Source organism: Pseudomonas brassicacearum subsp. neoaurantiaca (assembly GCF_013608025.1).
GTDB lineage: Bacteria > Pseudomonadota > Gammaproteobacteria > Pseudomonadales > Pseudomonadaceae > Aquipseudomonas.
The window spans coordinates 62,494-83,828 of sequence record NZ_VDLV01000027.1 but is presented as its reverse complement, the minus strand read 5'-3'; the positions used below and the strand labels follow the sequence as shown (position 1 = coordinate 83,828).

The 21,335-nt window shown below is 59.5% G+C and carries 26 protein-coding genes; 14 read left to right on the top strand and 12 right to left on the bottom strand.

What is annotated here, in order from left to right:
• Positions 1–190 precede the first annotated feature (190 nt).
• On the top strand, positions 191–739 hold the full coding sequence (locus FHK92_RS16065) for an RNA polymerase factor sigma-70 (protein ID WP_030141922.1): 549 nt from the start codon (positions 191–193) through the stop codon (positions 737–739).
• Positions 740–843: 104 nt separating this feature from the next.
• On the opposite strand, the gene FHK92_RS16060 is transcribed toward FHK92_RS16065, so the two are convergent.
• The 3 genes from FHK92_RS16060 to FHK92_RS16050 all read right to left on the bottom strand — a co-directional run bounded on the left by FHK92_RS16060 (position 844) and on the right by FHK92_RS16050 (position 3,445).
• Positions 844–1,857: a GNAT family N-acetyltransferase gene (locus FHK92_RS16060; RefSeq protein ID WP_181288922.1), complete on the bottom strand. Its 1,014-nt coding sequence runs from the start codon at positions 1,855–1,857 to the stop codon at positions 844–846.
• 68 nt (positions 1,858–1,925) lie between these two features.
• Positions 1,926–2,702, bottom strand: a complete 777-nt coding sequence (locus FHK92_RS16055; RefSeq protein ID WP_181288921.1) for a substrate-binding periplasmic protein — start codon at positions 2,700–2,702, stop codon at positions 1,926–1,928.
• Positions 2,703–2,818: 116 nt separating this feature from the next.
• The gene (locus FHK92_RS16050) at positions 2,819–3,445 is read right to left on the bottom strand and encodes a TetR/AcrR family transcriptional regulator (RefSeq protein WP_181288920.1); all 627 of its coding nucleotides are present in this window, start codon (positions 3,443–3,445) and stop codon (positions 2,819–2,821) included.
• Between the two features lie 170 nt (positions 3,446–3,615).
• Here FHK92_RS16050 and FHK92_RS16045 point away from each other — a divergent pair, with 170 nt between their 5' ends.
• Together FHK92_RS16045 and ppnP are read left to right on the top strand one after the other, a co-directional pair.
• A complete protein-coding gene (locus tag FHK92_RS16045; RefSeq protein WP_181288919.1) occupies positions 3,616–4,158 on the top strand; it encodes an exonuclease domain-containing protein in 543 nt (180 codons plus the stop codon).
• An 87-nt stretch (positions 4,159–4,245) separates the two neighbouring features.
• The gene (gene ppnP / locus FHK92_RS16040) at positions 4,246–4,530 is read left to right on the top strand and encodes a pyrimidine/purine nucleoside phosphorylase (RefSeq protein WP_181288918.1); all 285 of its coding nucleotides are present in this window, start codon (positions 4,246–4,248) and stop codon (positions 4,528–4,530) included.
• An 80-nt stretch (positions 4,531–4,610) separates the two neighbouring features.
• On the opposite strand, the gene FHK92_RS16035 is transcribed toward ppnP, so the two are convergent.
• Positions 4,611–5,420 carry an MOSC domain-containing protein gene (locus FHK92_RS16035; protein ID WP_181288917.1) on the bottom strand — a complete coding sequence of 270 codons (810 nt, stop codon included), beginning with the start codon at positions 5,418–5,420 and terminating at the stop codon, positions 4,611–4,613.
• A gap of 68 nt (positions 5,421–5,488) precedes the next feature.
• Positions 5,489–6,412 carry a chemotaxis protein CheV gene (locus tag FHK92_RS16030; protein WP_030141915.1) on the bottom strand — a complete coding sequence of 308 codons (924 nt, stop codon included), beginning with the start codon at positions 6,410–6,412 and terminating at the stop codon, positions 5,489–5,491.
• A 480-nt stretch (positions 6,413–6,892) separates the two neighbouring features.
• On the opposite strand from FHK92_RS16030, the gene FHK92_RS16025 reads away from it, so the two are divergent.
• The 3 genes from FHK92_RS16025 (at position 6,893) to FHK92_RS16015 (ending at position 9,147) form a co-directional block, all read left to right on the top strand.
• Entirely contained in the window at positions 6,893–7,363 is a 471-nt protein-coding gene (locus tag FHK92_RS16025) for a hypothetical protein (protein ID WP_181288916.1), read from the top strand.
• Between the two features lie 234 nt (positions 7,364–7,597).
• Positions 7,598–8,491 (top strand): sensor histidine kinase, encoded by an 894-nt coding sequence (locus FHK92_RS16020; RefSeq protein WP_181288946.1) that lies wholly within the window; start codon positions 7,598–7,600, stop codon positions 8,489–8,491.
• Positions 8,488–9,147, top strand: coding sequence for a response regulator (locus tag FHK92_RS16015; protein WP_181288915.1), 660 nt, complete (start codon positions 8,488–8,490; stop codon positions 9,145–9,147). Before FHK92_RS16020 ends, FHK92_RS16015 begins: the two co-directional genes overlap by 4 nt.
• Here the strand turns inward: FHK92_RS16015 and yegS are convergent.
• On the bottom strand, positions 9,131–10,048 hold the full coding sequence (gene yegS, locus FHK92_RS16010; RefSeq protein WP_181288914.1) for a lipid kinase YegS: 918 nt from the start codon (positions 10,046–10,048) through the stop codon (positions 9,131–9,133). The genes FHK92_RS16015 and yegS overlap by 17 nt on opposite strands.
• 315 nt (positions 10,049–10,363) lie before the next feature.
• Between yegS and FHK92_RS27800 the strand changes: the two genes are divergently transcribed.
• The gene (locus FHK92_RS27800) at positions 10,364–10,672 is read left to right on the top strand and encodes a hypothetical protein (RefSeq protein ID WP_258232674.1); all 309 of its coding nucleotides are present in this window, start codon (positions 10,364–10,366) and stop codon (positions 10,670–10,672) included.
• A gap of 61 nt (positions 10,673–10,733) precedes the next feature.
• On the opposite strand, the gene FHK92_RS16000 is transcribed toward FHK92_RS27800, so the two are convergent.
• Entirely contained in the window at positions 10,734–11,924 is a 1,191-nt protein-coding gene (locus FHK92_RS16000; protein ID WP_181288944.1) for a molybdopterin molybdotransferase MoeA, read from the bottom strand.
• 22 nt (positions 11,925–11,946) lie between these two features.
• On the bottom strand, positions 11,947–12,486 hold the full coding sequence (gene moaB / locus FHK92_RS15995) for a molybdenum cofactor biosynthesis protein B (RefSeq protein WP_030141908.1): 540 nt from the start codon (positions 12,484–12,486) through the stop codon (positions 11,947–11,949).
• 78 nt (positions 12,487–12,564) lie between these two features.
• Here moaB and mobA point away from each other — a divergent pair, with 78 nt between their 5' ends.
• Together mobA and FHK92_RS15985 are read left to right on the top strand one after the other, a co-directional pair.
• Positions 12,565–13,167, top strand: coding sequence for a molybdenum cofactor guanylyltransferase MobA (mobA, locus tag FHK92_RS15990; protein WP_181288913.1), 603 nt, complete (start codon positions 12,565–12,567; stop codon positions 13,165–13,167).
• Positions 13,168–13,242: 75 nt separating this feature from the next.
• Positions 13,243–13,464, top strand: a complete 222-nt coding sequence (locus FHK92_RS15985; protein WP_030141906.1) for a YgdI/YgdR family lipoprotein — start codon at positions 13,243–13,245, stop codon at positions 13,462–13,464.
• Positions 13,465–13,541: 77 nt separating this feature from the next.
• Here FHK92_RS15985 and FHK92_RS15980 read toward each other — a convergent pair whose 3' ends face one another.
• From FHK92_RS15980 to FHK92_RS15970, 3 genes are all read right to left on the bottom strand, one after another.
• Entirely contained in the window at positions 13,542–14,432 is an 891-nt protein-coding gene (locus FHK92_RS15980; protein ID WP_181288912.1) for a pseudouridine synthase, read from the bottom strand.
• A 72-nt stretch (positions 14,433–14,504) separates the two neighbouring features.
• On the bottom strand, positions 14,505–14,825 hold the full coding sequence (locus FHK92_RS15975; RefSeq protein ID WP_181288911.1) for a transcriptional regulator: 321 nt from the start codon (positions 14,823–14,825) through the stop codon (positions 14,505–14,507).
• 90 nt (positions 14,826–14,915) lie between these two features.
• The gene (locus tag FHK92_RS15970; RefSeq protein WP_181288910.1) at positions 14,916–15,155 is read right to left on the bottom strand and encodes a glutaredoxin family protein; all 240 of its coding nucleotides are present in this window, start codon (positions 15,153–15,155) and stop codon (positions 14,916–14,918) included.
• 189 nt (positions 15,156–15,344) lie between these two features.
• Between FHK92_RS15970 and FHK92_RS15965 the strand changes: the two genes are divergently transcribed.
• Complete coding sequence (locus FHK92_RS15965) at positions 15,345–17,057, top strand: cation:proton antiporter (protein WP_181288909.1); 1,713 nt, start codon at positions 15,345–15,347, stop codon at positions 17,055–17,057.
• Between the two features lie 6 nt (positions 17,058–17,063).
• On the opposite strand, the gene FHK92_RS15960 is transcribed toward FHK92_RS15965, so the two are convergent.
• Positions 17,064–18,272 (bottom strand): ammonium transporter, encoded by a 1,209-nt coding sequence (locus FHK92_RS15960; protein ID WP_181288908.1) that lies wholly within the window; start codon positions 18,270–18,272, stop codon positions 17,064–17,066.
• Positions 18,273–18,611: 339 nt separating this feature from the next.
• On the opposite strand from FHK92_RS15960, the gene FHK92_RS15955 reads away from it, so the two are divergent.
• The 4 genes from FHK92_RS15955 to FHK92_RS15940 all read left to right on the top strand — a co-directional run bounded on the left by FHK92_RS15955 (position 18,612) and on the right by FHK92_RS15940 (position 21,126).
• Complete coding sequence (locus FHK92_RS15955; protein WP_030141900.1) at positions 18,612–18,926, top strand: DUF883 family protein; 315 nt, start codon at positions 18,612–18,614, stop codon at positions 18,924–18,926.
• 2 nt (positions 18,927–18,928) lie between these two features.
• Positions 18,929–19,318 carry a phage holin family protein gene (locus FHK92_RS15950; RefSeq protein ID WP_181288907.1) on the top strand — a complete coding sequence of 130 codons (390 nt, stop codon included), beginning with the start codon at positions 18,929–18,931 and terminating at the stop codon, positions 19,316–19,318.
• On the top strand, positions 19,315–19,650 hold the full coding sequence (locus FHK92_RS15945; protein ID WP_181288906.1) for a hypothetical protein: 336 nt from the start codon (positions 19,315–19,317) through the stop codon (positions 19,648–19,650). The genes FHK92_RS15950 and FHK92_RS15945 overlap by 4 nt, the downstream gene beginning before the upstream one ends.
• 147 nt (positions 19,651–19,797) lie before the next feature.
• Positions 19,798–21,126, top strand: coding sequence for a deoxyguanosinetriphosphate triphosphohydrolase (locus FHK92_RS15940; RefSeq protein ID WP_030141897.1), 1,329 nt, complete (start codon positions 19,798–19,800; stop codon positions 21,124–21,126).
• Positions 21,127–21,335: the final 209 nt, after the last annotated feature.

The following is a 21,335-nucleotide window of genomic DNA, read 5'->3' as shown; positions in this document are numbered from 1 at the left end:
TACGCAGCGGCGTCCAGGCCTGCCGCACCCCGTGACAACAAGTCGCAGCGCTCAGGCTGGACTTCCTTTCATCAATAATTCTTTTTCTCAATTGACAATAATTATCATTAAGCCTAATTTGGCCCCCGATGTGTAGGACGGATCCGCTGGCCCGACCGTCCTGCTAACTAATTGCAGCAAGGTGAATTCCATGACGGAACAAGTATCCACAAGCAGGTGCGACTCACCGCTACTTCAGGCATTCGTCGATAATCGAACCATCCTGGTCAAGATCGCAGCGCGCATCACCGGTTGCCGGTCCCGCGCGGAAGATGTGGTCCAAGACGCGTTTTTCCGGCTGCAATCGGCGCCGCAGATCACCTCCTCCATCAAGGCCCAGCTCAGCTATCTGTTCCAGATCGTGCGCAACCTGGCGATCGACCATTACCGTAAGCAAGCGCTGGAACAGAAATACTCGGGCCCTGAAGAGGAAGGCTTGAACGTGGTGATCCAGGGAGCTTCGCCGGAAACGTCGCATATCAACTTTTCCACGCTCGAGCACATCGCCGACGCGTTGACCGAGCTGCCCAGCCGTACTCGCTACGCCTTCGAGATGTACCGCCTGCACGGGGTGCCGCAGAAAGACATCGCCAAGGAATTGGGCGTCTCGCCAACCCTGGTGAACTTCATGATCCGCGACGCCCTGGTGCATTGCCGCAAGGTGTCGGGGGTACGCGGGGATACGTTTGCGCGGCGGTAATCCTGCGGTGGACTGACTGGCCTCATCGCGAGCAAGCTCGCTCCCACATGGACTGCTGCGATACTGGCGTGGGAGCGAGCTTGCTCGCGATGGGGCCCTGGGGATTACATCAACGAACACCGATCAAAAAACCGCTCCCGCCCCAGGATCATCAATGCTGCCCGTTTGTGCGGGAAATCGAATTCCTTTTCACAATGGAAGCTTTGGTTGTGCAGATGTCCGATCATCCGGGCGTTATCGGCCCGAGGCTCGGCCACCACGCGCTGGGTACGTGGATCGTCGAGAAACAAGTAGTGCACCAACGCTGACAGCCAGCTCGCGACTTTATGCGGGCCCCGGTGCTGCTCCTCGCCCACCAGCATGTGAATGCCGCGGTCGTAATCGTGGGCGTCATAGAACGGCGCGATTCGATCTTCCTTGGCCCAATAGGCTTCGAAATAGGCGAATGGCTGGTCGTCGAAACAGCCGATCAACGTCAAGACCCGAGGGTCGTGCTGCAGTTTGCCCAGATACTCGCGATGCTGGTCCAGGCTACCCTCCTCTTGCCAGAAGCTGGCAACCCGAGGGCTATTCTGCCAGCGATTGAAGCGCGTCAGGTCCTGCTCGATTTCGAGGGTTCGCAGGGACACCCAAGCCCCCAGCCGCGCATCGAAACGTCGATACACCTCACCGCGTGGCTTGATCGGGCGACGAGGATGGCGTTTGCCATCGGTGATGAGCATTTGCTGCGGATAACTGCCGTTGAATGATTCCCCCAGCCAGGGCTGCGGCAGTTGCCAGAACAAGACGCGCTCACAGACGTATTCGCTCACCTCTGACGTGCCCGCCAGAAGGCCACTGAGCAAGGCTTCGCCGGGACGTTCGTCAAGGTGCCAGACCAGTTGCTGGCAATCGGGATCCCTGGCGAACAACCAATAACAGGCGGCCCACAGCGCGGGCCCTACAGGCCGGTCGCTGGGTTCTTGAAGATGCACATGAAGTTGAGGGCCGCGCTCCAGGCGCAGGCGGATCAGGGGCGCGCCTTCGAGCATCAGGCTCAGATGACGCTCGGTTTCATCAGCGCCGAGGTTGCGGCCACCCGGCAAGGGCAACGTCGTTGAAGGCTTGAAGATGGGCATTGAAGCGGCTCACGTATTCGTCGATGGTCAACGTGTGACGTGAGCCAGAACAGGAAATTTAGTCCGGCTCAATGAACGTGGGGTGGCACCAACTCGATCCGGTAAGGCTGGAAAATCTGCAACATTTGCCCGCTGTCTCGCAGTTTCTGCAGCAACTGCTGGAACACTTCGGCAGTGATGGGCGCCTGGGGGCGGATCAGCGCGTAATGGTGGTAGATCTGATCGATGCGCTCGGAAACCAGCAACTGGGGGCCTACCTCAGGATTGCGCAACAGGTAGTCGCTGAGGTACGAGCGGGTCACCAAGGCAATGTCCGCGCGCCCGCGCACCACCATCTGCAAATTGCTGTCGTGGGAATAGGTCAGCGTGGCGTTGTACTGCCCGATGAGGAACTTGGGGTCGGGGTTGAACTCGGCAAAGGCGTAGTGATAACCGCTGAACAAGGCCAGGCGTTTGCCCCTCAGGTCGGCGAAATACGATTGCTGGCGATCTGGCTGGCGCTGGGTCACAAAGATCTCGGCGTCTTCCAGCCCCATGTCGACTGCGGTGTGCGGCACATCCTGCCAGCCCCAGTCCGGGTTCTCGAAAATCGCCATGTCGACCCGTCCCTGCTTGAAATCATTGAAGCGGCGCGGAATCGAAGTGGGCACCAGGATGAACTGGTAATCGGCTTGCGATCGGTTCAAGGCCTCTACCAGCTGTGGCAGCAGGCCGGTGTCGGCGCCGTTTTCTGGCCGAACGGTATAGGGTGGAAAATGTGCCGCGCCAATCCGCACCAACTGCGCCGCCTCAAGGGAAGACGTCAGGAAAAGGGTCAGAGCGGCCAGCAAAACACGCGAGGTCATCCCCATCGGCAATAACGTCAAGATAACCCACTCCCCAATAGACCCATCAATACAATGACGCTAGGCGGTTTCAGCCGCTTAGCCAGCCATGCGGCCAATTTTAAGCCGTCGCTTGCTTATTGTTTTTCTGCCAACACGAGGATCAGGGCCTGCTCGGCCAGTTCATCGAGACTCAGGCTGCCTTCCGTGCGAAACCAGGTGGTGCTCCAGGACAACGCACCAGTCAGGAAGCGCCGGGTAATGGACACATCCCCGCGAATATACCCGGCCTCCTTGGCCTGCCCCAAGACTTCAAGCCAGACATCTTCATAAATGTTGCGCAGGGCCAGTATTTGGCGCTGCCCCTCCACGGAAAGGGAACGCCACTCATAGAACAGCACCGCCATCGCCTCGCCGGTGCCGCCCATGATCGACTGCAATTCGCAGCGGATCAGCGCCAGCACCTGCTCACGCACGCCGCGCGCCTCGGCCAGGGCCGCGCGCATCAACGCAGTGTTGTAGCGGATGGTTTCCTCCATCACCGCTCGAAGGATCTCGTCCTTGCTCTTGAAGTGATGAAAAATGCTCCCCGACTGGATGCCCACGGCACTCGCCAGGTCGCGCACCGTGGTGCGCTCGAAGCCTTTGTTGCGAAACAGGTGAGCCGCCGTCTGAAGCAATTTGCCGCGCGCACTGTCCGGGTCGGTCAGTTGCCCGCTGTCGACCAGCTCGCGCATCACGCCCTGGGTTTTTTGCTCGTCCACCTGCGTTCTCCCACAGTCGATCAACCCATGCACGGCTATTTCATCAAGTCGGCGTGGCAATTTAAGCTGGCCGGGGCAACCTAGCAAGCGCTCGGGGCCAGGACTAGGCGGATGCGCCGGGTTTGACTACGCTCAAACCCATCAGCACGTCGATACCGGGAACCTTAGCGATGCCTCACTGGCTGGTGATTGATCTGGAGGCCACCACCGATGAAGGTGGCTGGCCGATAAGCGAAATGGAAATTATCGAAATCGGCGCCAGCCTGGTGAACCGAGACGGCCGGGAGGTGGATCATTTCCAGCGGTTTGTCCGGCCACTGCGGCGACCGCTGCTCACCCCTTTCTGTCGCCAGCTGACTCACATCAGCCAGGCCAACATCGACAGCGCCGCCCCGCTGACCGAGGTCTGGCCTGTGTTCGAGCGTTGGTTGGCGCCCTATCACACCAATTTAGAGGGCTGGATCAGCTGGGGTGACTACGATCGCAAGCAATTGCTGCAGGAATGGCAGCAACAACAACTTCAAAGCGTGCTTGGCCAGGTTCAGCACATGAATCTCAAGCAACGCTTCGCCAAGGCCCGCCGGCTGGAGCGTCCGTTGGGGCTCAATGCAGCGTTGCAATTGGCCGGGTTGCAGTTCTGTGGGCAACAGCACCGCGCACTGGAGGACGCCCGCAACACCGCGCGATTATTGCCTCTTGTGCTGACAGGCTGAGCGGCTTGCCGGGCGCGACAGATGACGGCTGTTGTGGCCTTGTGCATACTGGCCGGCCTTTTTCAGCCCTTTCTCGAGGAATCGCCCATGTTTAAAGTCAACGAGTACTTCGACGGCACCGTCAAGTCGATCGCCTTCGGCACTGCCGAAGGCCCTGCGACCATCGGCGTCATGGCACCGGGCGAATACGAATTCGGCACCGCCCAGCGGGAAATAATGCACGTCGTGTCCGGCGCCCTGACCGTAAAGCTGCCTGACAGCACCGATTGGGAAACCTTCGCCGCCGGCAGCCAGTTCAATGTCCCGGCCAACAGCAAGTTCCAGCTCAAGGTGGCCGTCGACACGGCTTATCTGTGTGAATATCGCGCCTGATATTCTCGTCGCGAAAACGGTAGCCTGGTAAATAAAAATGCCCGTGTCATTGGACACGGGCATTTTTGTTCTTGAGTGCTTTATTCCAGCACTTCGACCGGCATGCCCACTTCAAGCCTGCCATTGCCATCATTTACCAGATTCTGCCCGAACATCGCGCCGTCAGGCGTCGAACGGTACTGCTGCAACGTCGCGAACGGTTCACGATTCGGATCGCGTTCACCGGTTTGCGGATCGACGGTGGTCATGATGCATCTTGAGCATGGCTTGACCACCCGCAATTCCACGTCGCCGATACGAATCCGCTTCCAGCCGTCCTCGGCAAACGCCTCGCTGCCCTCGATCACCAGGTTGGGGCGGAAGCGCAGCATTTCCAAGGGGCGGCCGACCTTGCCAGACAGATCCTGCAAAGAGGCCTGTCCAATCAACAACAAAGGAAAACCATCGGCGAAAGCGACCTTGTCGTCGTCCCGGCCATAGCCCGCTGCCGTGGTACGCGCCAACTCCACCGGTACATGGACCAGCCGGGTGCGCTGGCCGATGAACTCACTGACCCAGGCAGCCGCCTCGTCTCCGGCGTCCGGCACCCGCAAGGTGTCGCGCCAGATGATTACACCGCGTCGTTGCTCTTCGATGACCGGCGGCAACGCCGCTTCGAAGGTGCCGTAGCCCGGCGCACTGAGCGTCAGGCCGCCCGCCTCGTTCCACAAGGCCGAGAGCTGGCTCATTTTCGCCACGGCGCGCTGGGTCAGGAATCGCCCACTGCCTTCATCGACGAGCATCCAGCGGCGATCGCCGTCCAGCCCCAGCTTATCCAGGCCAATCCCTTGCAGCGATTGGCCCTTGCCGGATTTCAACGGATAACGATACAGCGCGCTCAGCCGCAACATGGTCAGCTCCCCAGGCGAAAAAAAGCCACCTTATACGAGCCGGCCACCGAAGCAAACCGGGATCGGTATCAGTCGAGCATCAGCCGCTGGCGCACCACGTCTACCAGCTTGTCCGGCTGGAATTTGGAAAGGAAATTGTCGCAGCCGACCTTCTTGACCATCGACTCGTTGAAGCTGCCGGAGAGCGAGGTATGCAGCACCACATAGAGCCCACGCAAGCGCGGATCGTTGCGAATCTCGGTGGTCAGGCGATAACCGTCCATCTCCGGCATTTCGGCATCGGTGAAAATCATCAGCAACTTGTCAGTCATCACCTCGCCGAAGTCCGCCCAGGCCTTGAGCATGTTCAGCGCCTTCAGGCCGTCGCTGGCGATGTGCATCTTCACGCCCAACTGGCCCAGGGTGTCGCGCAATTGCGAGAGGGCGACGTTGGAGTCGTCCACCAGCAGGACCTCACGGCCACGTGCGCGCTCCAACACCGGGTCTTCAAGCTTGTCCCGGGATACCTTGGCGTTGTAAGGCACGATTTCGGCCAGGACTTTTTCCACGTCGATGATTTCCACCAACTGGTCGTCCACCTTGCTGATGGCCGTCAGGTAATGCTCGCGGCCGGCGCTGGTCGGAGGTGGCAGGATGGCTTCCCAGTTCATGTTGACGATGCGGTCTACGCCACCCACCAGGAACGCCTGGACGGAGCGATTGTACTCGGTGACGATGATGGTACTGTTCGGCCCCGGCACCAACGGACGCATGCCAATGGCCTGGGACAGGTCGATGACTGGCAGCGTCTGGCCACGCAGGTTGACCACGCCGCAGACGAATGGATGGCGCTGGGGCATCAAGGTCAGCTTCGGCAGTTGCAACACTTCCTGGACCTTGAATACGTTGATGGCGAACAATTGCCGCCCGGCCAGCCGAAACATGAGAATTTCCAGGCGATTCTCACCCACCAGTTGGGTTCGTTGATCTACTGTGTCGAGAATGCCGGCCATCGATGACTCCTGGGCTTGTTCGGATGAATCCTGTAATGGCGCTATCGGCGCCCCGCGCCAAATCTTGACCCTGAAATGAAATATCAAGGCGAGAGATTGATATCACATTAACATCATGCTTTACTGGCCTCTCTGCTTTTTTCAACCCTTATATTTGCCGCGCGACTTCGGTTTGCGGGCAAAGTTCCCCTGCCTAAGGGTTTCCCCTAGGCACAATCAGGTCCAACCTGATATTCCCGCTATTCAATAGCCATTAATGTGACGCCATTCTCATTGCTGAACGGAGTCAGGCTTTTGTGCGCGACGACTGGACATCGACCTTCCTGCCTTTTGGCCGACCCCGCCCGTGCAATCGTTTGCGTGCCGACCTCTGCCAAGCGGCGGGCAGGCGCGAGGCGCCGTCATTCATTCGCAGCCGTGAGATCCAGCGTTCGCCACACGCGATTTACTTTCGCCTGACATGATGTTGTGGAGATAAGCATGCCGAACGATCGCAAGAACTGGAGCCAGCGCCTTCCAGAGTTCCTGACTGAAGCCGAGACGCTCTTGGCCAAGTCGGAGGAATGCCTGAGCCACCTGCAACTGATCAACAACGACAAGGACGCCATTGATTGCATGCTCAGCACGTTGCTGAAACTGGCAAACAAGGCCGATGCCCTGGCGTTGGAGGCCGTTTCGGAGTTTTCCCTGCATATCCATGGCCTGCTCACCCATGCGCAAAATCACATGGAGTTGCACGACCAGGCGCTGGGCGCATTGAAGGATTGCTTCACACTGATGGCCTGGCAGCTTGAACTGGTTGACCACACCACCGGCAAATTGAGCCTGGACAGCAGCGAGCAGACCTCTCTGATCGAAGCGTTTGCGTTCCATGTGGGCCAGAATCCTTGCCAGGCGCTGCAAACCCCACGCCCGCTGGCGCTGGTTCCCTACGCTCAGAAACAAGCATGAAACCGCCTGTCGTGACTGCCAGCCAAGTGCCCGGCTCACCGAGCTTTGCTACCACCAAACCGAGCGCGACCAACGATATTTGAAGTGGTACTATGTCTTCCGTCAGTCACTTCGAACCGCCGCGCCAAAAGCCGCCAACCGAAGCCGTCCTCGACCTGAACCGTTTACCCGACCCGGCCCGTCAGATTCGCTGACTGGCCTGCCCGCAGCGAACATCCATTGGCTCCATCCGTCATGCACGCCAGCTTCAAGTCATTTACCACCTGGCCACCTTCCCGAGAAAACGCCCGTCGGTTCACACTTTTGCTGTGCATCTGCTCAACCCTCGGCTGCCTGTTGGTTTACTGGTCGTCCATGACGTTGCCGCTGGGCTTGCTGGCATTGAACATGGCGGCCTTGGCCTGCGTCTGGATCCAGTATCGGCTGTCGCGCAAGTCGATCAAGTTCCAGCCCCAGGAACTGGCCGACCGACTCCTGGAAGTCCAGGAAAACGAACGTCATCGACTCAGTCGCGAATTGCACGATGACATTGGCCAGTTATTGACCGCGGCCAAGCTGCAGAGCGAATGGCTCAAGCGCCGCATGCCGCAAGAACTCCAAGACCAATGCAACGTTCTCAGCGAAACGCTCGACGAGACCCTGAACAAAGTGCGTGATGTGTCGGCGATTCTAAACCCGAGGCAACTGACCAGCCTGGGCCTGGAAGCCAGCCTGCGCGCGCATTTGCTCAAGACACTGGCCAATACGCCGGTGAACTGGAGCCTGGATTGCCACCAGCGCATGACCGGCATACCGGAAGAAATGACCGTCGCCGCCTTTCGCATCACCCAGGAAGCGGTCACCAACATTCTGCGCCATGCCCAGGCAAAGAATCTCCTCGTGCGCCTGCAACGGCTGCCCGAGGGTTTGACATTAGTGATCAGCGACGACGGGCAGGGATTTGTTCCGGCGGACCACCCCGCCCGCGAAGGACAACGCGGCATGGCCGGCATGTCGGAGCGGGTCGAGCAACTGGGCGGTACGCTCAAAGTAGTCAGCGAGGCCGGCAAAGGCACGCATATCGAAGCTCGTTTTCCCTGGGCGCCTCGCGCCTTGGAACGGGCCAGCAAGAATAAGGTTCTCCATTGACTTGTAATTTGCTTCTGGTAGATGACCATTCGCTTATCCGTGCGGGTGTTCGCGCCCTGGTCCTGGACCTGCCTGGCTACGCCGTTGTCGGCGAAGCCAATGACGGCTCGCAGTTAGTGGAGCTGGTGGAACGGCTCAATCCCGACATCGTGCTGCTGGATATTTCCATGAAGGACACCAGCGGCCTGCAAGCCTTGCAGCAGCTCAAGCGAGTGCGCCCTCACAGCAAGGTCCTGATCCTGTCCATGCACACCGACCCCGCCCTCATCATGCAGGCGCTGGAATCAGGAGCACACGGCTACCTGCTCAAGGACACGACCCCCACCGAACTGGGCCACGCGTTGGAAGCCCTGCGCAACGACGAACGCTACCTGAGCCCGGCCATTGCCCACACCGTGATCAACCAGGCCCTGACCCGTGTTCAAAAATATCAGCCCGATCCTGCCCAGACCCACAACCTGACGGCACGCCAGCTGGAAATCCTGCGCCTGATCGTTCGCGGCAAGTCCACCCGGGAAATTGCCAACGGCCTGAGCCTGAGCATCAAGACGGTGGAAACCCATCGAGCTCAAATCATGAAGCGCCTGCAAATCCACGACGTGGCCGGTTTGGTCTTGTTTGCCGTGCGCGAGCAGATCATCAGCCTGGACGATTGAGCTTCGTCGAGCCTCCCAACAGAGGCGAATCGGCAGGCAGATGCACACGGAGCGCCTGAGGTCGAACCGTGAAACGCAGGTCATCTACTTGCAACGGTTCGCCGTCCAGATTGATATCGAGGCCTTGAGCCACCTTGATTTCCACCCACGGCAAGCGTGCTCGCACGAACATGTTGTCGATGCCCAGCCCACCGGCCAGCAAATCCTTGAGCGTACTCACCACTTCCTGGGGCGCCGGCAGAATGCTGATATCGAGCAGGCCATCGTCGGCCAGTGCTTCCGGACACAACAAATGCCCCCCTCCGGCCTGCCGGCCATTGCCAATGCCCAGCGCCAACAGATCGCCCCGCCAATGGAAACCGGGCCCCTGCAGTTCACCATAGGCTGCGCTCAACTCGCTGAAGCGCGATAAGCCGGTGAACAGATAGGCAGCGCCACCGAGGATTTTTTTCAGGTCCTCGGAGGTGTTCGCCGTCACCTGGCTACCGAAACCACCCGTGGCCATGTTCAGGAAGATCTGCCCGCCGACTTCCCCAAGATCGACCGCCCGCGGCGTGACATCCAGAAGATCCAAAGCGAGATCAGGCTCCAGCGGCACGCCGGCGGCCCGGGCAAAATCATTCGCAGTACCCAACGGCAGCAATACCAGGCTGGCATCACCGGATTGCTGGGCAATCGCTTCGGCAATATCGCGCAAGGTCCCGTCCCCGCCGCCAGCAACCAATCGGGTATAACCAGCGTTCAAGGCCTCGTCGACACACCGTCGGGCGTCGCCCGCTTCCCATGTCAGCCGTACTGCCAAGTCCCAGCCTTGTTTGCGCTTGAGCATCACTGCCGCGCGAACCTCTTCGTTGAGCGCTTGCTTGCCGTGCAGAATCAATAGCGCCTTGCCTTTGCTCATCGTTGTCTCCGTCATTGGAAGGTTCAGGAAATGGGACCGCTCATTCGCTCGAAATAGCCCGGACCTGGGCAATATCCGCAAAAAATCAGATCAAGTTCTCGATTCCAAGATTTTTCTTACAAGACCTGGCGAATCAGCTCAATTGACCCTCTGACTGTATTGAGACACCTTGACAGGGTGTCGTGCTGAACCGTTCAAACAATCAATCAATCGATCAATCAGACAAGGATTTGTTACCCATGGATGGATATGTCAAAGCTCCCAGGGGCCCGCTCATGCGCTCAAGAAATCATGGCAACTGGGAGGAAACGCTCCATGCATAGCCATGAATACAAGCTGTCGCCCCGCCACCTCGCGTCCTTCGGGAACGAACCGGCCGATATCAAAAGCGAATGCAAACGTTGCACTAATCCCGTTGGAGGAATTGATTTGGAACCGCGCGTCGTTGAATTGGAAACTCACCTCAAGTACATCCGAAAAGACGTGGATGAAATCCGTACCGACGTCAAGGCCGTACGATACCGCCTTGCCTATCTGGCCGGCGCGGCGGCAGTCGTGGTCGGGATGCTGGGGTGGGTCGCGAACAATCGTTTCGACCAGTTGGTGATGCTGCTGTCGCGATAAAGGCAACGGCGCGTAGAGGCCCGATACAAAATCGGGCCGCAGCACGTCGGCGATTGCCGGGCTAGCCCAAGACTTCGCTCAAGGGAATGAAACTGACGATATCGCCTTCAGCCAGCGTCCTTCCTTCAAGGACCTCCACCAGCCCTTCGGCCCAGGCGGCGCTACGCAGGACACCGGAGCTCTGGTTGCGATAAATAATGGCTCGACCATTTTCGATGCGCCCTCTCAAGAACTCTCGTCGATTGCCTGCCTTCGGCCAGACGAAACCGGCGGGCACCTGGAACTTGAGAGGCGATACCGCTTGCACACCTTGGCGACGCAATAGATAAGGCCGCGCCAACAGGGCGAAGGTCACCAGGGTCGAGGCTGGGTTTCCAGGCAGGCCGATTACCGGCACGCCGCGAAAATGCCCGAACGTCAGCGGTTTTCCCGGTTTGATGGCGAGTTTCCAAAGCGTCAGCTCGCCTTCTTCACGCAACGCAATGCCAAGGAAATCTGCCTCCCCCACCGATACACCGCCCGTGGAAAGAATCAGGTCGACATCCGATAGCTGAGCCAGGCATGTGCGAGTAGTGGCCAGGTCATCAGGCAGGATACCCGCATCGACCACCTCACAACCCAGGCGCCGCAACCAACCACAGAGCAATACGCGATTGCTGTTATAGATCTGTCCCGGCCCTAGCGGCTGGCCGGGCTCCACCAGCTCGTCACCAGTGGACAGCACAGCAACTCGCACCTTGCGTATCACGTCCAGCGATGCACAACCCAAGGATGCCGCAAGCCCCAACTCAATCGGCCCCAGGCGAGTGCCGGCGGCGAGAACCTGCTCTCCTACGGTTGTTTCCTGTCCCTGGGGACGGATGTTCTGCCCGCATACCATGGCCTGGCTGAATCGCACCCGCTGGTCGTCTTCGACGATGACGTTTTCCTGCATCTCGACGCAATCGGCGCCCATCGGGATCGGCGCCCCCGTAAAGATCCGCGCACACGTGCCTGCGGCAAGAGGGTCCGGAGATTGCCCGGCAAAAATCCGCTGGCTGATCACCAGCGGCGTTTCACCATCCCAGTCAGCCAGGCGTAAGGCGTAACCGTCCATGGCGCTGTTGGACCAGGGCGGGAGGTCGAGCGTCGAAACCAGATCCTCCGCCAGTACTCGTCCCTGCGCCTCGGCCAACGATACGCGCTCGTGCTGGACAATGGGCGTGGAGGCCGCCATCTCGAGCAAGCGCTCCAAGGCGACCTCGACGGCCATCAAGGCACCTGCCTTGCCCGGTTTACCCACGGGATTCACAAGGGGCCGCCTGTTTCAAATGGGCCACGAAATTGCACGGCCTGTGCCGCGCATCCAGCTGCTCGGCCAGGATCCCATCCCATCCCGTACGCACCGCGTTGGTCGACCCGGGCAGGCAACACACCAGCGTCCCGTTGGCCAGGCCGGCCAATGCCCGCGACTGGACCGTGGAAGTGCCGATGTCCGCCACGGAAATCTGCCGGAACAGCTCGCCGAAACCATCGACCTGCTTGTCCAACAGGCACGCAACGGCCTCCGGCGTGCTGTCGCGCCCGGTAAAGCCGGTACCGCCAGTGATCAACACCACTTGCACGACATCGTCGGCGATCCAGGCCGCAACTTGTGCTCTGATCTTGTACAAATCATCTTTGAGCAACACCCGTGCCGCGAGGTTGTGCCCTGCCTCCGTGAGGCGATCGACGAAGACCTGCCCCGAGGTGTCGGTTTCCAGGGTACGGGTATCACTGACAGTCAGCACCGCGACATTGAGCGGCACGAAAGGTACATCAGCCTTGGCTTTCATAGGCTCGTCCAGTTGTAGGGGAAACAGCCTGGTGTTATATCACAGCGTCCCATTTTTTCGCCCATGCGGAGACACCCGATGACCTCGAACAATCCCCTGCCACCTTGCTCCGTCCTGCTCCTCGCTGGCGGACGCGGCCAACGCATGGGTGGGCAGGACAAGGGCTTGCTGGAGTGGCGAGGTGAACCGCTGATTGCCCACCTTCATCGGCAAACCCGCACCCTGAGTGACGACTTGATCATTTCCTGCAACCGCAACCTGGAACGCTATGCAGCGTATGCCGACCAGTTGGTTCATGACGATGAAGGTGATTTTCCGGGCCCGCTGGCTGGAATCCGGGCAGGACTCAAGGCGGCGAAGCATCCCTATCTGCTGGTGTTACCGTGCGACGTACCGCAAATCGACTCGAGTCTTCTGGACAGCATGCGCGAAACCGCCAGCAGACATCCCGACAAACCATTGATGGTGCGTCACGGCGAACATTGGGAGCCGCTGCTGTGCATCATTCCTCGCGCCCTGTCAGCCACTTTCGAACGGGCCTGGAGCGACGGGGAACGCAGCCCGGGACGCATCATGCGCACACTGCAAGCAGTCGCCTTGCAATGTCCGTCCAACGATCCCCGGCTGGCCAATCTCAACACGCCGGAACTTCTCGCCCAGCACAAAGGCGTGTCAGATTGACACTAGCCAGGAACTTGCGCGCGATGTATACGTCTGAAGGTCAGTAACTTGAAGAATCCATTTCGGAGAAACACCATGAATCAACGGACCCTCGCTACTTTCATGCTCGCGCTGGGCCTCGCCACTCTCGCCGGGTGTGCATCGCCAACAGTGATCACCTTGAATGACGGTCGCGAAATCCAGGCCGTCGATACGCCTAAATACGATGAAGAGAGCGGCTTCTACGAATTTGAGCAACTGGACGGCAAGCAGACTCGCGTAAACAAGGACCAGGTTCGTACCGTTAAAGATCTGTAATCTTTAACGTCACAGCCCGATACAGAAAAGCCCGCATTGATTGCGGGCTTTTTGTTGCCTGTCCGAAAACGCAGTGGCTACCACTGCAGCACGATCCTGCTTTCAAAAACCCGATTCTGATTCGTGACCGGGTCGACGAAACGCAACCCTTGGGCCAACAACTTGAGCTGATTGCAGTAGTCATCCTGGGCATCCCGAATCACATCGGGGTAGAACGGATCGTTACAGATAGGTGCGCCCAAGGCATTCATATGCACGCGCAGCTGATGTTTTTTCCCGGTGACCGGATACAGGCCATAGCGCCACAGGTCACCGTTTTTTTCCAGCACGTCGATGGCCGTCTCGGTATTGGGTGTGCCCGGCCCTTCCTGCATTCGGAAGAACGGCTCGCCATCGACCAACCGGCTCTCATGCACCCGTGGGAAACTCATTCCAGGTAACGCGGGCGCAATCGCCTGATAGCACTTTTCGATTTGGCGCGTCGGAAACAAGGATTGATAGATCGAACGGGTCTGCGGGTTGGCTGAAAATAGCACCAGCCCGGCCGTGTGCCGATCGATACGGTGCAAGGGCACCAGATGGGGGTTATCCAGCCGACGGATCAACCGCCGCAACAAGGTCTGCTCGACATATTCGCCCGCCGGCGTGACAGGAAGAAAATGCGGCTTGTCTGCCACCACCAGATGCTCGTCGGCATAGAGAATCGACTCGAGCACCGGGATCGGTTTTTCATCGGGCACTTCACGAAAATAGTGGATACGGAGGCCTTCACGGTATGGCAGATCGGCACGGATCGCCTTGCCCTCCCCGTCCAGAACCCGGCCCCGCGCAATCCGGTCCAACCATTGCTCGCGGCTGATCGCACTGAAATGCTCGCAGAGGCATTCCAGCACCGTCTGCCAGGCACCGGGCGGCAGGTACAAAGTGCTGGCCTGCTGATGAGCTGGGGAAAACGATGAACCGGGCATTGAAGACTCTTTACTTTTTGCTGGGGCCTGCATTATCCGATAGTCATGCAAGCCAGCCCAGTGATGATTGGCTCAGGCAGAGACCGTTGTCCGCCTTGCAGCGGCTTCGGTGAATTCCTTCAACCAGCGCAGCACTTCGACCGCCTCCCAGCGCCCCGGATCGTACAAGGCATACAAGAGGCCCTGATATCCCACCACATCCAGTTGCCTGTGGTAGCCGGCGCGCTGAAACAACGCTTCTATCTCGGCGAAACAGGTATTGAAGTGCAGCTTGTTGAAAGGTGTCTTGCCCTCCGTGACCAGACCGTCCAGACGCAACTCCAGTACCGCTTCGCGTACAACGTCCGCGGACATCCGGTTCACGCTGTTTTTCAATTGCTCGACATTGACCAAGGGCTGCACTCCAGTAGCTGTATGGACATACAGTAACCGAAGAACACCCTTTCGCCAATGGCGGCATGCAGGTCCAACCGATGGAAGGCGTCAACGCAGAAAGGAAGCAACCCGGTCGGGATCATCGAACGGCCAATCCAGTTCCGCGCCCGTGTCAATCCTGCGCAACACGGGAATGCGCAGGCCGTAGGCTTCGGACAAGGCATCACTCTCGGCAATATCGACCAGTTCCACCAACAGTCCATGTTCGACGAAAGGCATCAGCACGCCCTCGGCGACTTCACACAAATGGCAACCCAGGGTGCCGAACAACTGGCATTCCGGCGTCATGGCAGGTACCCCAAAAAGACAGATCGCCATTCTAGGCCCGCCCCACGCAACCGTCGAGCCGAGTACCATGTCGCAGGATATTTCGGTAAAACGCTGACGCAAATCACTGAGTCCAAATGGTTTTCCAGTGATGCTCGATGTTTTTTCTGTTCTACGCTGGGTCTCGTAAACCTTGAAACGGAGTTTCTCTTGTTCGCCAACCTGCTGATCATTCTCGCCTCGTCCCTGGTGGTCATCGCCCTGTTCAGGCGCCTGCGCCTGCCACCGGTGCTGGGCTACCTGTGCGTCGGCCTGGCTGTCGGGCCCACCGCGCTGGACTGGGTGAATGACAGCGAAGAGCTGCCCGACCTGGCCGAGCTTGGGGTGGTTTTCCTGTTGTTTTCGTTGGGGCTGGAGTTTTCGCTGTCGAAGATGCTCGAACTGCGTCGGGTCGTGTTTGGCCTCGGAAGCCTGCAGGTCCTTTGCTCAGCCGCGCTGCTCGGGGTGCTGCTGGCAGGCAGCGGCGCTCCGCTGGCGGCGGCACTGCTGCTCGGCGCAGGACTGTCACTGTCTTCTACGGCCATTGTCAGCAAGGAACTGTCCAGCCAAGGAGAGATTTTCAGCAGCCACGGCCAGAACGCCATCGGAGTGCTGCTGTTCCAGGACGTCGTCGCGGTATTGCTTTTGACCTTGGTGCCAGTGTTTGCCGGTAACAGTGACGACGCCTGGTATTGGGCGTTGCCCTTGACCCTGGGCAAGACGCTGGTGCTGTTTGGCGGCCTGTTGCTGGCCAGCCGGCTCCTGCTGCCGCGCCTGTTCCATGAAGTGGCGGCATCCCGCTCCGCCGAGCTCTTCGTGTTGCTGGCCCTGGTGATTGTGTTGCTCACGGCCTGGCTTACCCACCTGCTCGGCCTGTCGCCGGCCCTGGGCGCGTTCCTGGCTGGGATGCTGCTGGGTGAAAGCCATTACCGGCACCAGATCGAGGCAGATATACGCCCGTTCCGCGATATCCTGCTCGGGCTGTTCTTCGTCAGCATCGGCATGCTGATCGACCTGCAACTGTTCATCGACGACGGCCTGCTGATCCTTGGATTGACCCTCGGCTTGATGGTCATCAAGGGCAGCGCGGTTGCCGCGCTGGTGAAATGGCGCGGCAGCGATGGCGAAACGGCCTGGCGCAGCGGCCTGGCCCTGGCCCAGGGTGGCGAGTTCTGTTTCGCCTTGATGGCACTGATGCAACAGAACCACTTCATGCCCGCCGATATCGGTGGCCTGCTACTGGCCGCGACATTCTGCTCGATGCTGCTGACCCCATTATTGCTCCGCGCCGCGCCGGGCATCGCTGCCCGCCTGCACCGCAAACCCAACGAAGAAGCGCAACTGGAGCAGATCAGCGAACTCAATGCAGGCCTGTCTGGCCACGTGGTCATTTGCGGGTATGGTCGCGTCGGCCAGTCCATTGGGCGTTTCCTACGCCGCGAGGGGTTGGAGTTCGTCGCCCTGGACGACGACCCGGTCATCATCCGGGAAGCCACCGCGGGCGAACATTGCGTGCATTATGGCGATTCACGCCGAGCGGACCTGCTGACCGCGGTCGGGCTCGGCCGCGCAAGATTGGTAGTGATCGCGGTGGACAAGACAGACATTGCGATGACGGTACTCAAGGAGGTCCGGCGGGTGAATTCGCACGTACCCGTCCTGGTGCGCACGCGCGACGACAGCCAGCTGGCCGAATTGCAGGCCGCCGGTGCCACCGAAGTGGTCCCGGAACTGCTGGAGTCCAGCCTGATGCTGGCGTCCCACGCGCTGATCATGCTCGGGTTGCCTGAACAGCGAGTCCGGCATCATGTCGATCAAGTCCGCCACGAGCGTTATGGGCTCCTGCACGGCTTTTATCCGGGTAACCAGGACAAGGAGCCGTGATACCGATCAGTCCAGGTTGAGCGCGCCGATCTTGTGGATCGACAGGTCGGCGCCGTAATACTCTTCTTCCTGGGTCAGGCGCAGCCCCAACAAAGCCTTGATCGTCCCGTACACCGCAAACCCGCCGACCAGCGCAATACCCACGCCGAACGCCGTACCGATCAGTTGGCTGGCCAGGCTCACCCCGCCCAAGCCGCCCAAGGCCTGCTGGCCGAAGATCCCGCAGGCGATACCGCCCCAGACACCGCATAGGCCATGCAACGGCCAGACACCCAGTACATCATCGATTTTCCATTTGCCCTGGGCCGCCGTGAAACACCAGACAAACAGCGCGCCAGCAATCGCGCCGGTCGCCAGTGCTCCAATCGGATGCATCAAGTCGGAGCCCGCGCAAACCGCCACCAAGCCAGCCAACGGTCCGTTGTGCAAGAAGCCGGGGTCATTGCGTCCGACAATCAACGCCGCCACGGTCCCGCCCACCATCGCCATCAAGGAGTTGACCGCCACCAACCCGCTCACACCGGGCAAGGTCTGGGCGCTCATCACGTTGAAGCCGAACCAGCCGACAATCAGGATCCACGAACCCAACGCCAGGAACGGAATGCTCGACGGGGCGAACGCCACCAGGCGCCCGTCCCGGTAACGCCCGTTACGCGGTCCGAGCAGAAGGACGGCGGCCAACGCCAGCCAGCCACCCATGGCGTGGACCACCACGGAACCGGCAAAGTCGTGGAAACTGGCGTCGAAATGGCTCTGCAGCCAAGCTTGCAGGCCGAAGTTGCCGTTCCAGACCACGCCTTCGAAAAAGGGATAGACAAACGCCACGATCAGCACCGTGGCGCACAGTTGCGGCGCGAATCGAGCTCGCTCGGCGATACCACCGGAAATAATGGCCGGGATCGCAGCGGCAAATGTCAGCAGGAAGAAAAATTTCACCAGGCCATAGCCGTGGTCAGCGCCAAGGGCCGCCGCCGGCTGCACAAACGTCACGCCGTAGGAAACCCAATAGCCGATGAAAAAATAGGCCAGGGTCGAGACGGCAAAATCGCTGAGGATCTTTGATAGTGCGTTGACCTGGTTTTTTTGCCGGACCGTTCCGACTTCCAGGAACGCAAACCCGGCATGCATGGCCAAGACCATGACGGCACCGAGCAGGATGAACAGCGTGTTGGAACTATGGACCAGACTGTCCACGGCGCTTTGCATATTTTCCATGGTGATTGGCAGACCTGAAAAAGTTGAAAAAGCACCGAAGCGGTTCATTTCGCGTCGTCAGCGCACCAAATTTAAACAATCCGCCAGCCTGCCGGAGGCATTCGAACCGTCTTGGTGCAAGACAATTGGCAAACCGAGGTCCTGCTTCGTCGTGCTTTGCGTTTTTTGATTTTTTGGATCAAGGTTTTAGGGCACTCGCCCAGCTTCAGCGCACTGGCACGGGCTCACGCACCAGTACATGGCAAAAAGCCGAGCAAAAGTTGTACCAGCCAGTTTCACTGAACCTTCCTGCATGGCTCATACTCGAACGCTTCAGACGTCACCTACGGAGATCCACCCATGGCCAGAACCCAGGCAAAGACTGCTCAAGAAACGCTGATGGAAGACTTTCAGACGCTGGTCAGCGATACCGAGCGACTGCTGGATCACACCGCGACGCTGGCGGGCGACCAGGCTGACGAACTGCGCAGCCAGATCCACGAAACCCTGCTGCGCGCCCGCGAAACGCTCAAGCTGACCGAAGAATCCGTGCGCGAGCGCGGCCAGGCCGCCGTAATCGCCACCGAAGAATATGTACAGGCCAATCCTTGGCAATCGGTTGGCATTGCCGCGGGCGTTGGCTTTTTGATCGGATTGCTGGCGACACGGCGCTAATGATGGGTATCGACGAATCCGGCTCGTCCGAGACGGGCACAAAACCTACAGCACGACGCCTGGGCGCAGCATTCCTCGGATTGCTGCACAGCCACGTCGAATTGTTCGGCATCGAATTGCAGGAACAGAAGGCCCGTACCGTCAGCCTGTTGCTATTTGCCGGCCTGGCGCTGGTTTTTGCCTTGTTGCTGCTGGTCGGCCTGTCGGCACTCGTGCTGATTCTGGTGTGGGACACCTACCGCCTGGCAGGGATCATCGGCCTTTGCCTGTTTTATCTGCTGGCGGCGTTGTTTTGCGGGCTTCGGCTCAAGGCAGCGATCTACGACGAATCCTCGCCGTTCCACGCCACCCTCGAAGAATTGGCCAATGACCGGGAGCGCCTGCTGCCATGAGCCTGCCCGATATTCCTCAAGCCCGTACCCGACAGGAGATGCGCAAGGCGCTGGTGCGTTTGCGCATGGAGATGCATCGCCAGGAAATTCGCCAGGAAACGCGGCAACTCCTGCACCCGCTGCAACGGGTGCGGGGGTTCACGCAAAGTTGGCATGAGGGCTTCGGGCTCAAGCATGCCTCGCTTTGGGGCGTGGCCGCAGTCACCTTGCTGGGCTTCCTCGGCGGCAAGCGAACCCGGCGCGGTCGCGCCGGGGGCTTGTCGCGCCTGATCCGGCTGGCAACAACGTTGCTTCCGCTGATCAAGCTGGCCAAGACTACGCGTAAACCCTGATGCTGCTCGACGGGCCCTTCTCCTCGAACGGCCCGATTCGACTACCTACGCAACACCCGGGCACAACTGATCGCAGCCCTCAGGCCTTGCAGGACACCGCGCGAACCGGGAAGCTAGGGCATCGACTCAACAAACGGAGCACCGGCCTTGGATTGGCACACCCTGCTGACTCGCGAACGCCTGGGAAAAACGCTGCACAGTCCGGAAGAACTGGGCCGCAGTCCATTTCACAAAGATCATGACCGCATTATCTTCTCCGGCGCATTCCGCCGCCTTGGGCGCAAGACCCAGGTGCACCCGGTCTCCAGCAACGATCATATCCATACGCGCCTGACCCACTCGCTGGAGGTCAGCTGCGTCGGCCGTTCGCTCGGCATGCGCGTCGGAGAGACCATTCGCAGCGCGCTGCCGGACTGGTGTGAACCCAGCGACCTGGGCATGGTCGTGCAATCGGCCTGCCTGGCCCACGATATCGGCAACCCGCCGTTCGGTCATTCCGGCGAGGACGCCATCCGCTATTGGTTCCAACAGGCCGCAGGGCGTGGCTGGCTTGATGCGATGAGCGAGGCCGAGCGTAACGACTTCCTGAACTTCGAAGGCAACGCCCAGGGATTCCGGGTTCTCACCCAGCTTGAATACCATCAGTTCGACGGTGGCACCCGGCTCACTTATGCGACCTTGGGCACTTATCTGAAATACCCTTGGACAGCCCGTCACGCCGACTCACTGGGCTACAAGAAGCACAAGTTCGGCTGCTACCAGAGCGAATTGCCGCTTCTGGAGCAAATCGCCCACAAACTGGGCCTGCCGCAAATCGAGGATCAGCGCTGGGCAAGGCATCCGCTGGTCTATTTGATGGAAGCCGCCGATGACATCTGTTATGCGCTGATCGACTTGGAAGACGGCGTGGAAATGGACCTGCTGGAATATTCGCAGGTGGAATCGCTGCTACTGGACCTGGTCGGAGACGATCTGCCGGAAACCTATCGCCAGCTCGGACCATTGGATTCGAGGCGGCGGAAGCTGGCTATCCTGCGCGGCAAAGCCATCGAACACCTGACCAACGCCGCCGCCCGTGCGTTCGTTGAACAGCAGGATGCGCTGCTTGCCGGCACGCTGCAGGGCGACCTCGTGGAACACATGCACGGGCCGGCCAAACGCTGCGTGTTGAACGCCAAGGACATGGCCCGCAAGAAAATATTCCAGGACAAGCGCAAGACGCTCAACGAGATCGGCGCCTACACCACGCTGGAAATCCTGCTCAACGGTTTCTGCGGCGCCGCCCTGGAACAACACGGTGGCCGAACGCCCTCATTCAAGAATCGCCGGATCCTCGATTTGCTGGGCAACAACGCCCCTGATCCTGACGGGCCGTTGCACGGCGCGTTCCTGCGGATGATTGATTTCATCGCTGGTATGACCGACAGCTACGCCAGCGAAATGGCCCAGGAAATGACGGGGCGCACCCGCCAATGAAATGACCCGGCCAACCACCGGGATCCTGCGGGAGCGAGCGGTCGCGCTCCCGCAATCTGTGGTTTAACTATTTTTCAATAAACATTTTCCAATGCCTTGGGAAGCGCTGGCGAGTGGCTGGAAATAGCCGAGAACTGTATCCCTGCTTAGTTTCACAACTTGAAAATACATACACAGGCCAGAACATAAACATCCCCTTCCCACGCTAT

What these genes read in the sequence shown, in the direction of transcription:
- FHK92_RS15960 (WP_181288908.1), bottom strand. Translation starts at nt 18,272, where the DNA reads ATGGAAAATATGCAAAGCGCCGTGGACAGTCTGGTCCATAGTTCCAAC.
- FHK92_RS16045 (WP_181288919.1), top strand. Translation starts at nt 3,616, where the DNA reads ATGCCTCACTGGCTGGTGATTGATCTGGAGGCCACCACCGATGAAGGT.
- FHK92_RS15985 (WP_030141906.1), top strand. Translation starts at nt 13,243, where the DNA reads ATGAATCAACGGACCCTCGCTACTTTCATGCTCGCGCTGGGCCTCGCC.
- yegS (WP_181288914.1), bottom strand. Translation starts at nt 10,048, where the DNA reads ATGAGCAAAGGCAAGGCGCTATTGATTCTGCACGGCAAGCAAGCGCTC.
- moaB (WP_030141908.1), bottom strand. Translation starts at nt 12,486, where the DNA reads ATGAAAGCCAAGGCTGATGTACCTTTCGTGCCGCTCAATGTCGCGGTG.
- FHK92_RS16000 (WP_181288944.1), bottom strand. Translation starts at nt 11,924, where the DNA reads ATGGCCGTCGAGGTCGCCTTGGAGCGCTTGCTCGAGATGGCGGCCTCC.
- ppnP (WP_181288918.1), top strand. Translation starts at nt 4,246, where the DNA reads ATGTTTAAAGTCAACGAGTACTTCGACGGCACCGTCAAGTCGATCGCC.
- FHK92_RS15950 (WP_181288907.1), top strand. Translation starts at nt 18,929, where the DNA reads ATGGGTATCGACGAATCCGGCTCGTCCGAGACGGGCACAAAACCTACA.
- FHK92_RS15980 (WP_181288912.1), bottom strand. Translation starts at nt 14,432, where the DNA reads ATGCCCGGTTCATCGTTTTCCCCAGCTCATCAGCAGGCCAGCACTTTG.
- FHK92_RS15970 (WP_181288910.1), bottom strand. Translation starts at nt 15,155, where the DNA reads ATGACGCCGGAATGCCAGTTGTTCGGCACCCTGGGTTGCCATTTGTGT.
- FHK92_RS16020 (WP_181288946.1), top strand. Translation starts at nt 7,598, where the DNA reads ATGCACGCCAGCTTCAAGTCATTTACCACCTGGCCACCTTCCCGAGAA.
- FHK92_RS15955 (WP_030141900.1), top strand. Translation starts at nt 18,612, where the DNA reads ATGGCCAGAACCCAGGCAAAGACTGCTCAAGAAACGCTGATGGAAGAC.
- FHK92_RS16025 (WP_181288916.1), top strand. Translation starts at nt 6,893, where the DNA reads ATGCCGAACGATCGCAAGAACTGGAGCCAGCGCCTTCCAGAGTTCCTG.
- FHK92_RS16035 (WP_181288917.1), bottom strand. Translation starts at nt 5,420, where the DNA reads ATGTTGCGGCTGAGCGCGCTGTATCGTTATCCGTTGAAATCCGGCAAG.
- FHK92_RS16060 (WP_181288922.1), bottom strand. Translation starts at nt 1,857, where the DNA reads ATGCCCATCTTCAAGCCTTCAACGACGTTGCCCTTGCCGGGTGGCCGC.
- FHK92_RS27800 (WP_258232674.1), top strand. Translation starts at nt 10,364, where the DNA reads ATGCATAGCCATGAATACAAGCTGTCGCCCCGCCACCTCGCGTCCTTC.
- FHK92_RS16030 (WP_030141915.1), bottom strand. Translation starts at nt 6,412, where the DNA reads ATGGCCGGCATTCTCGACACAGTAGATCAACGAACCCAACTGGTGGGT.
- mobA (WP_181288913.1), top strand. Translation starts at nt 12,565, where the DNA reads ATGACCTCGAACAATCCCCTGCCACCTTGCTCCGTCCTGCTCCTCGCT.
- FHK92_RS15945 (WP_181288906.1), top strand. Translation starts at nt 19,315, where the DNA reads ATGAGCCTGCCCGATATTCCTCAAGCCCGTACCCGACAGGAGATGCGC.
- FHK92_RS16065 (WP_030141922.1), top strand. Translation starts at nt 191, where the DNA reads ATGACGGAACAAGTATCCACAAGCAGGTGCGACTCACCGCTACTTCAG.
- FHK92_RS16055 (WP_181288921.1), bottom strand. Translation starts at nt 2,702, where the DNA reads ATGACCTCGCGTGTTTTGCTGGCCGCTCTGACCCTTTTCCTGACGTCT.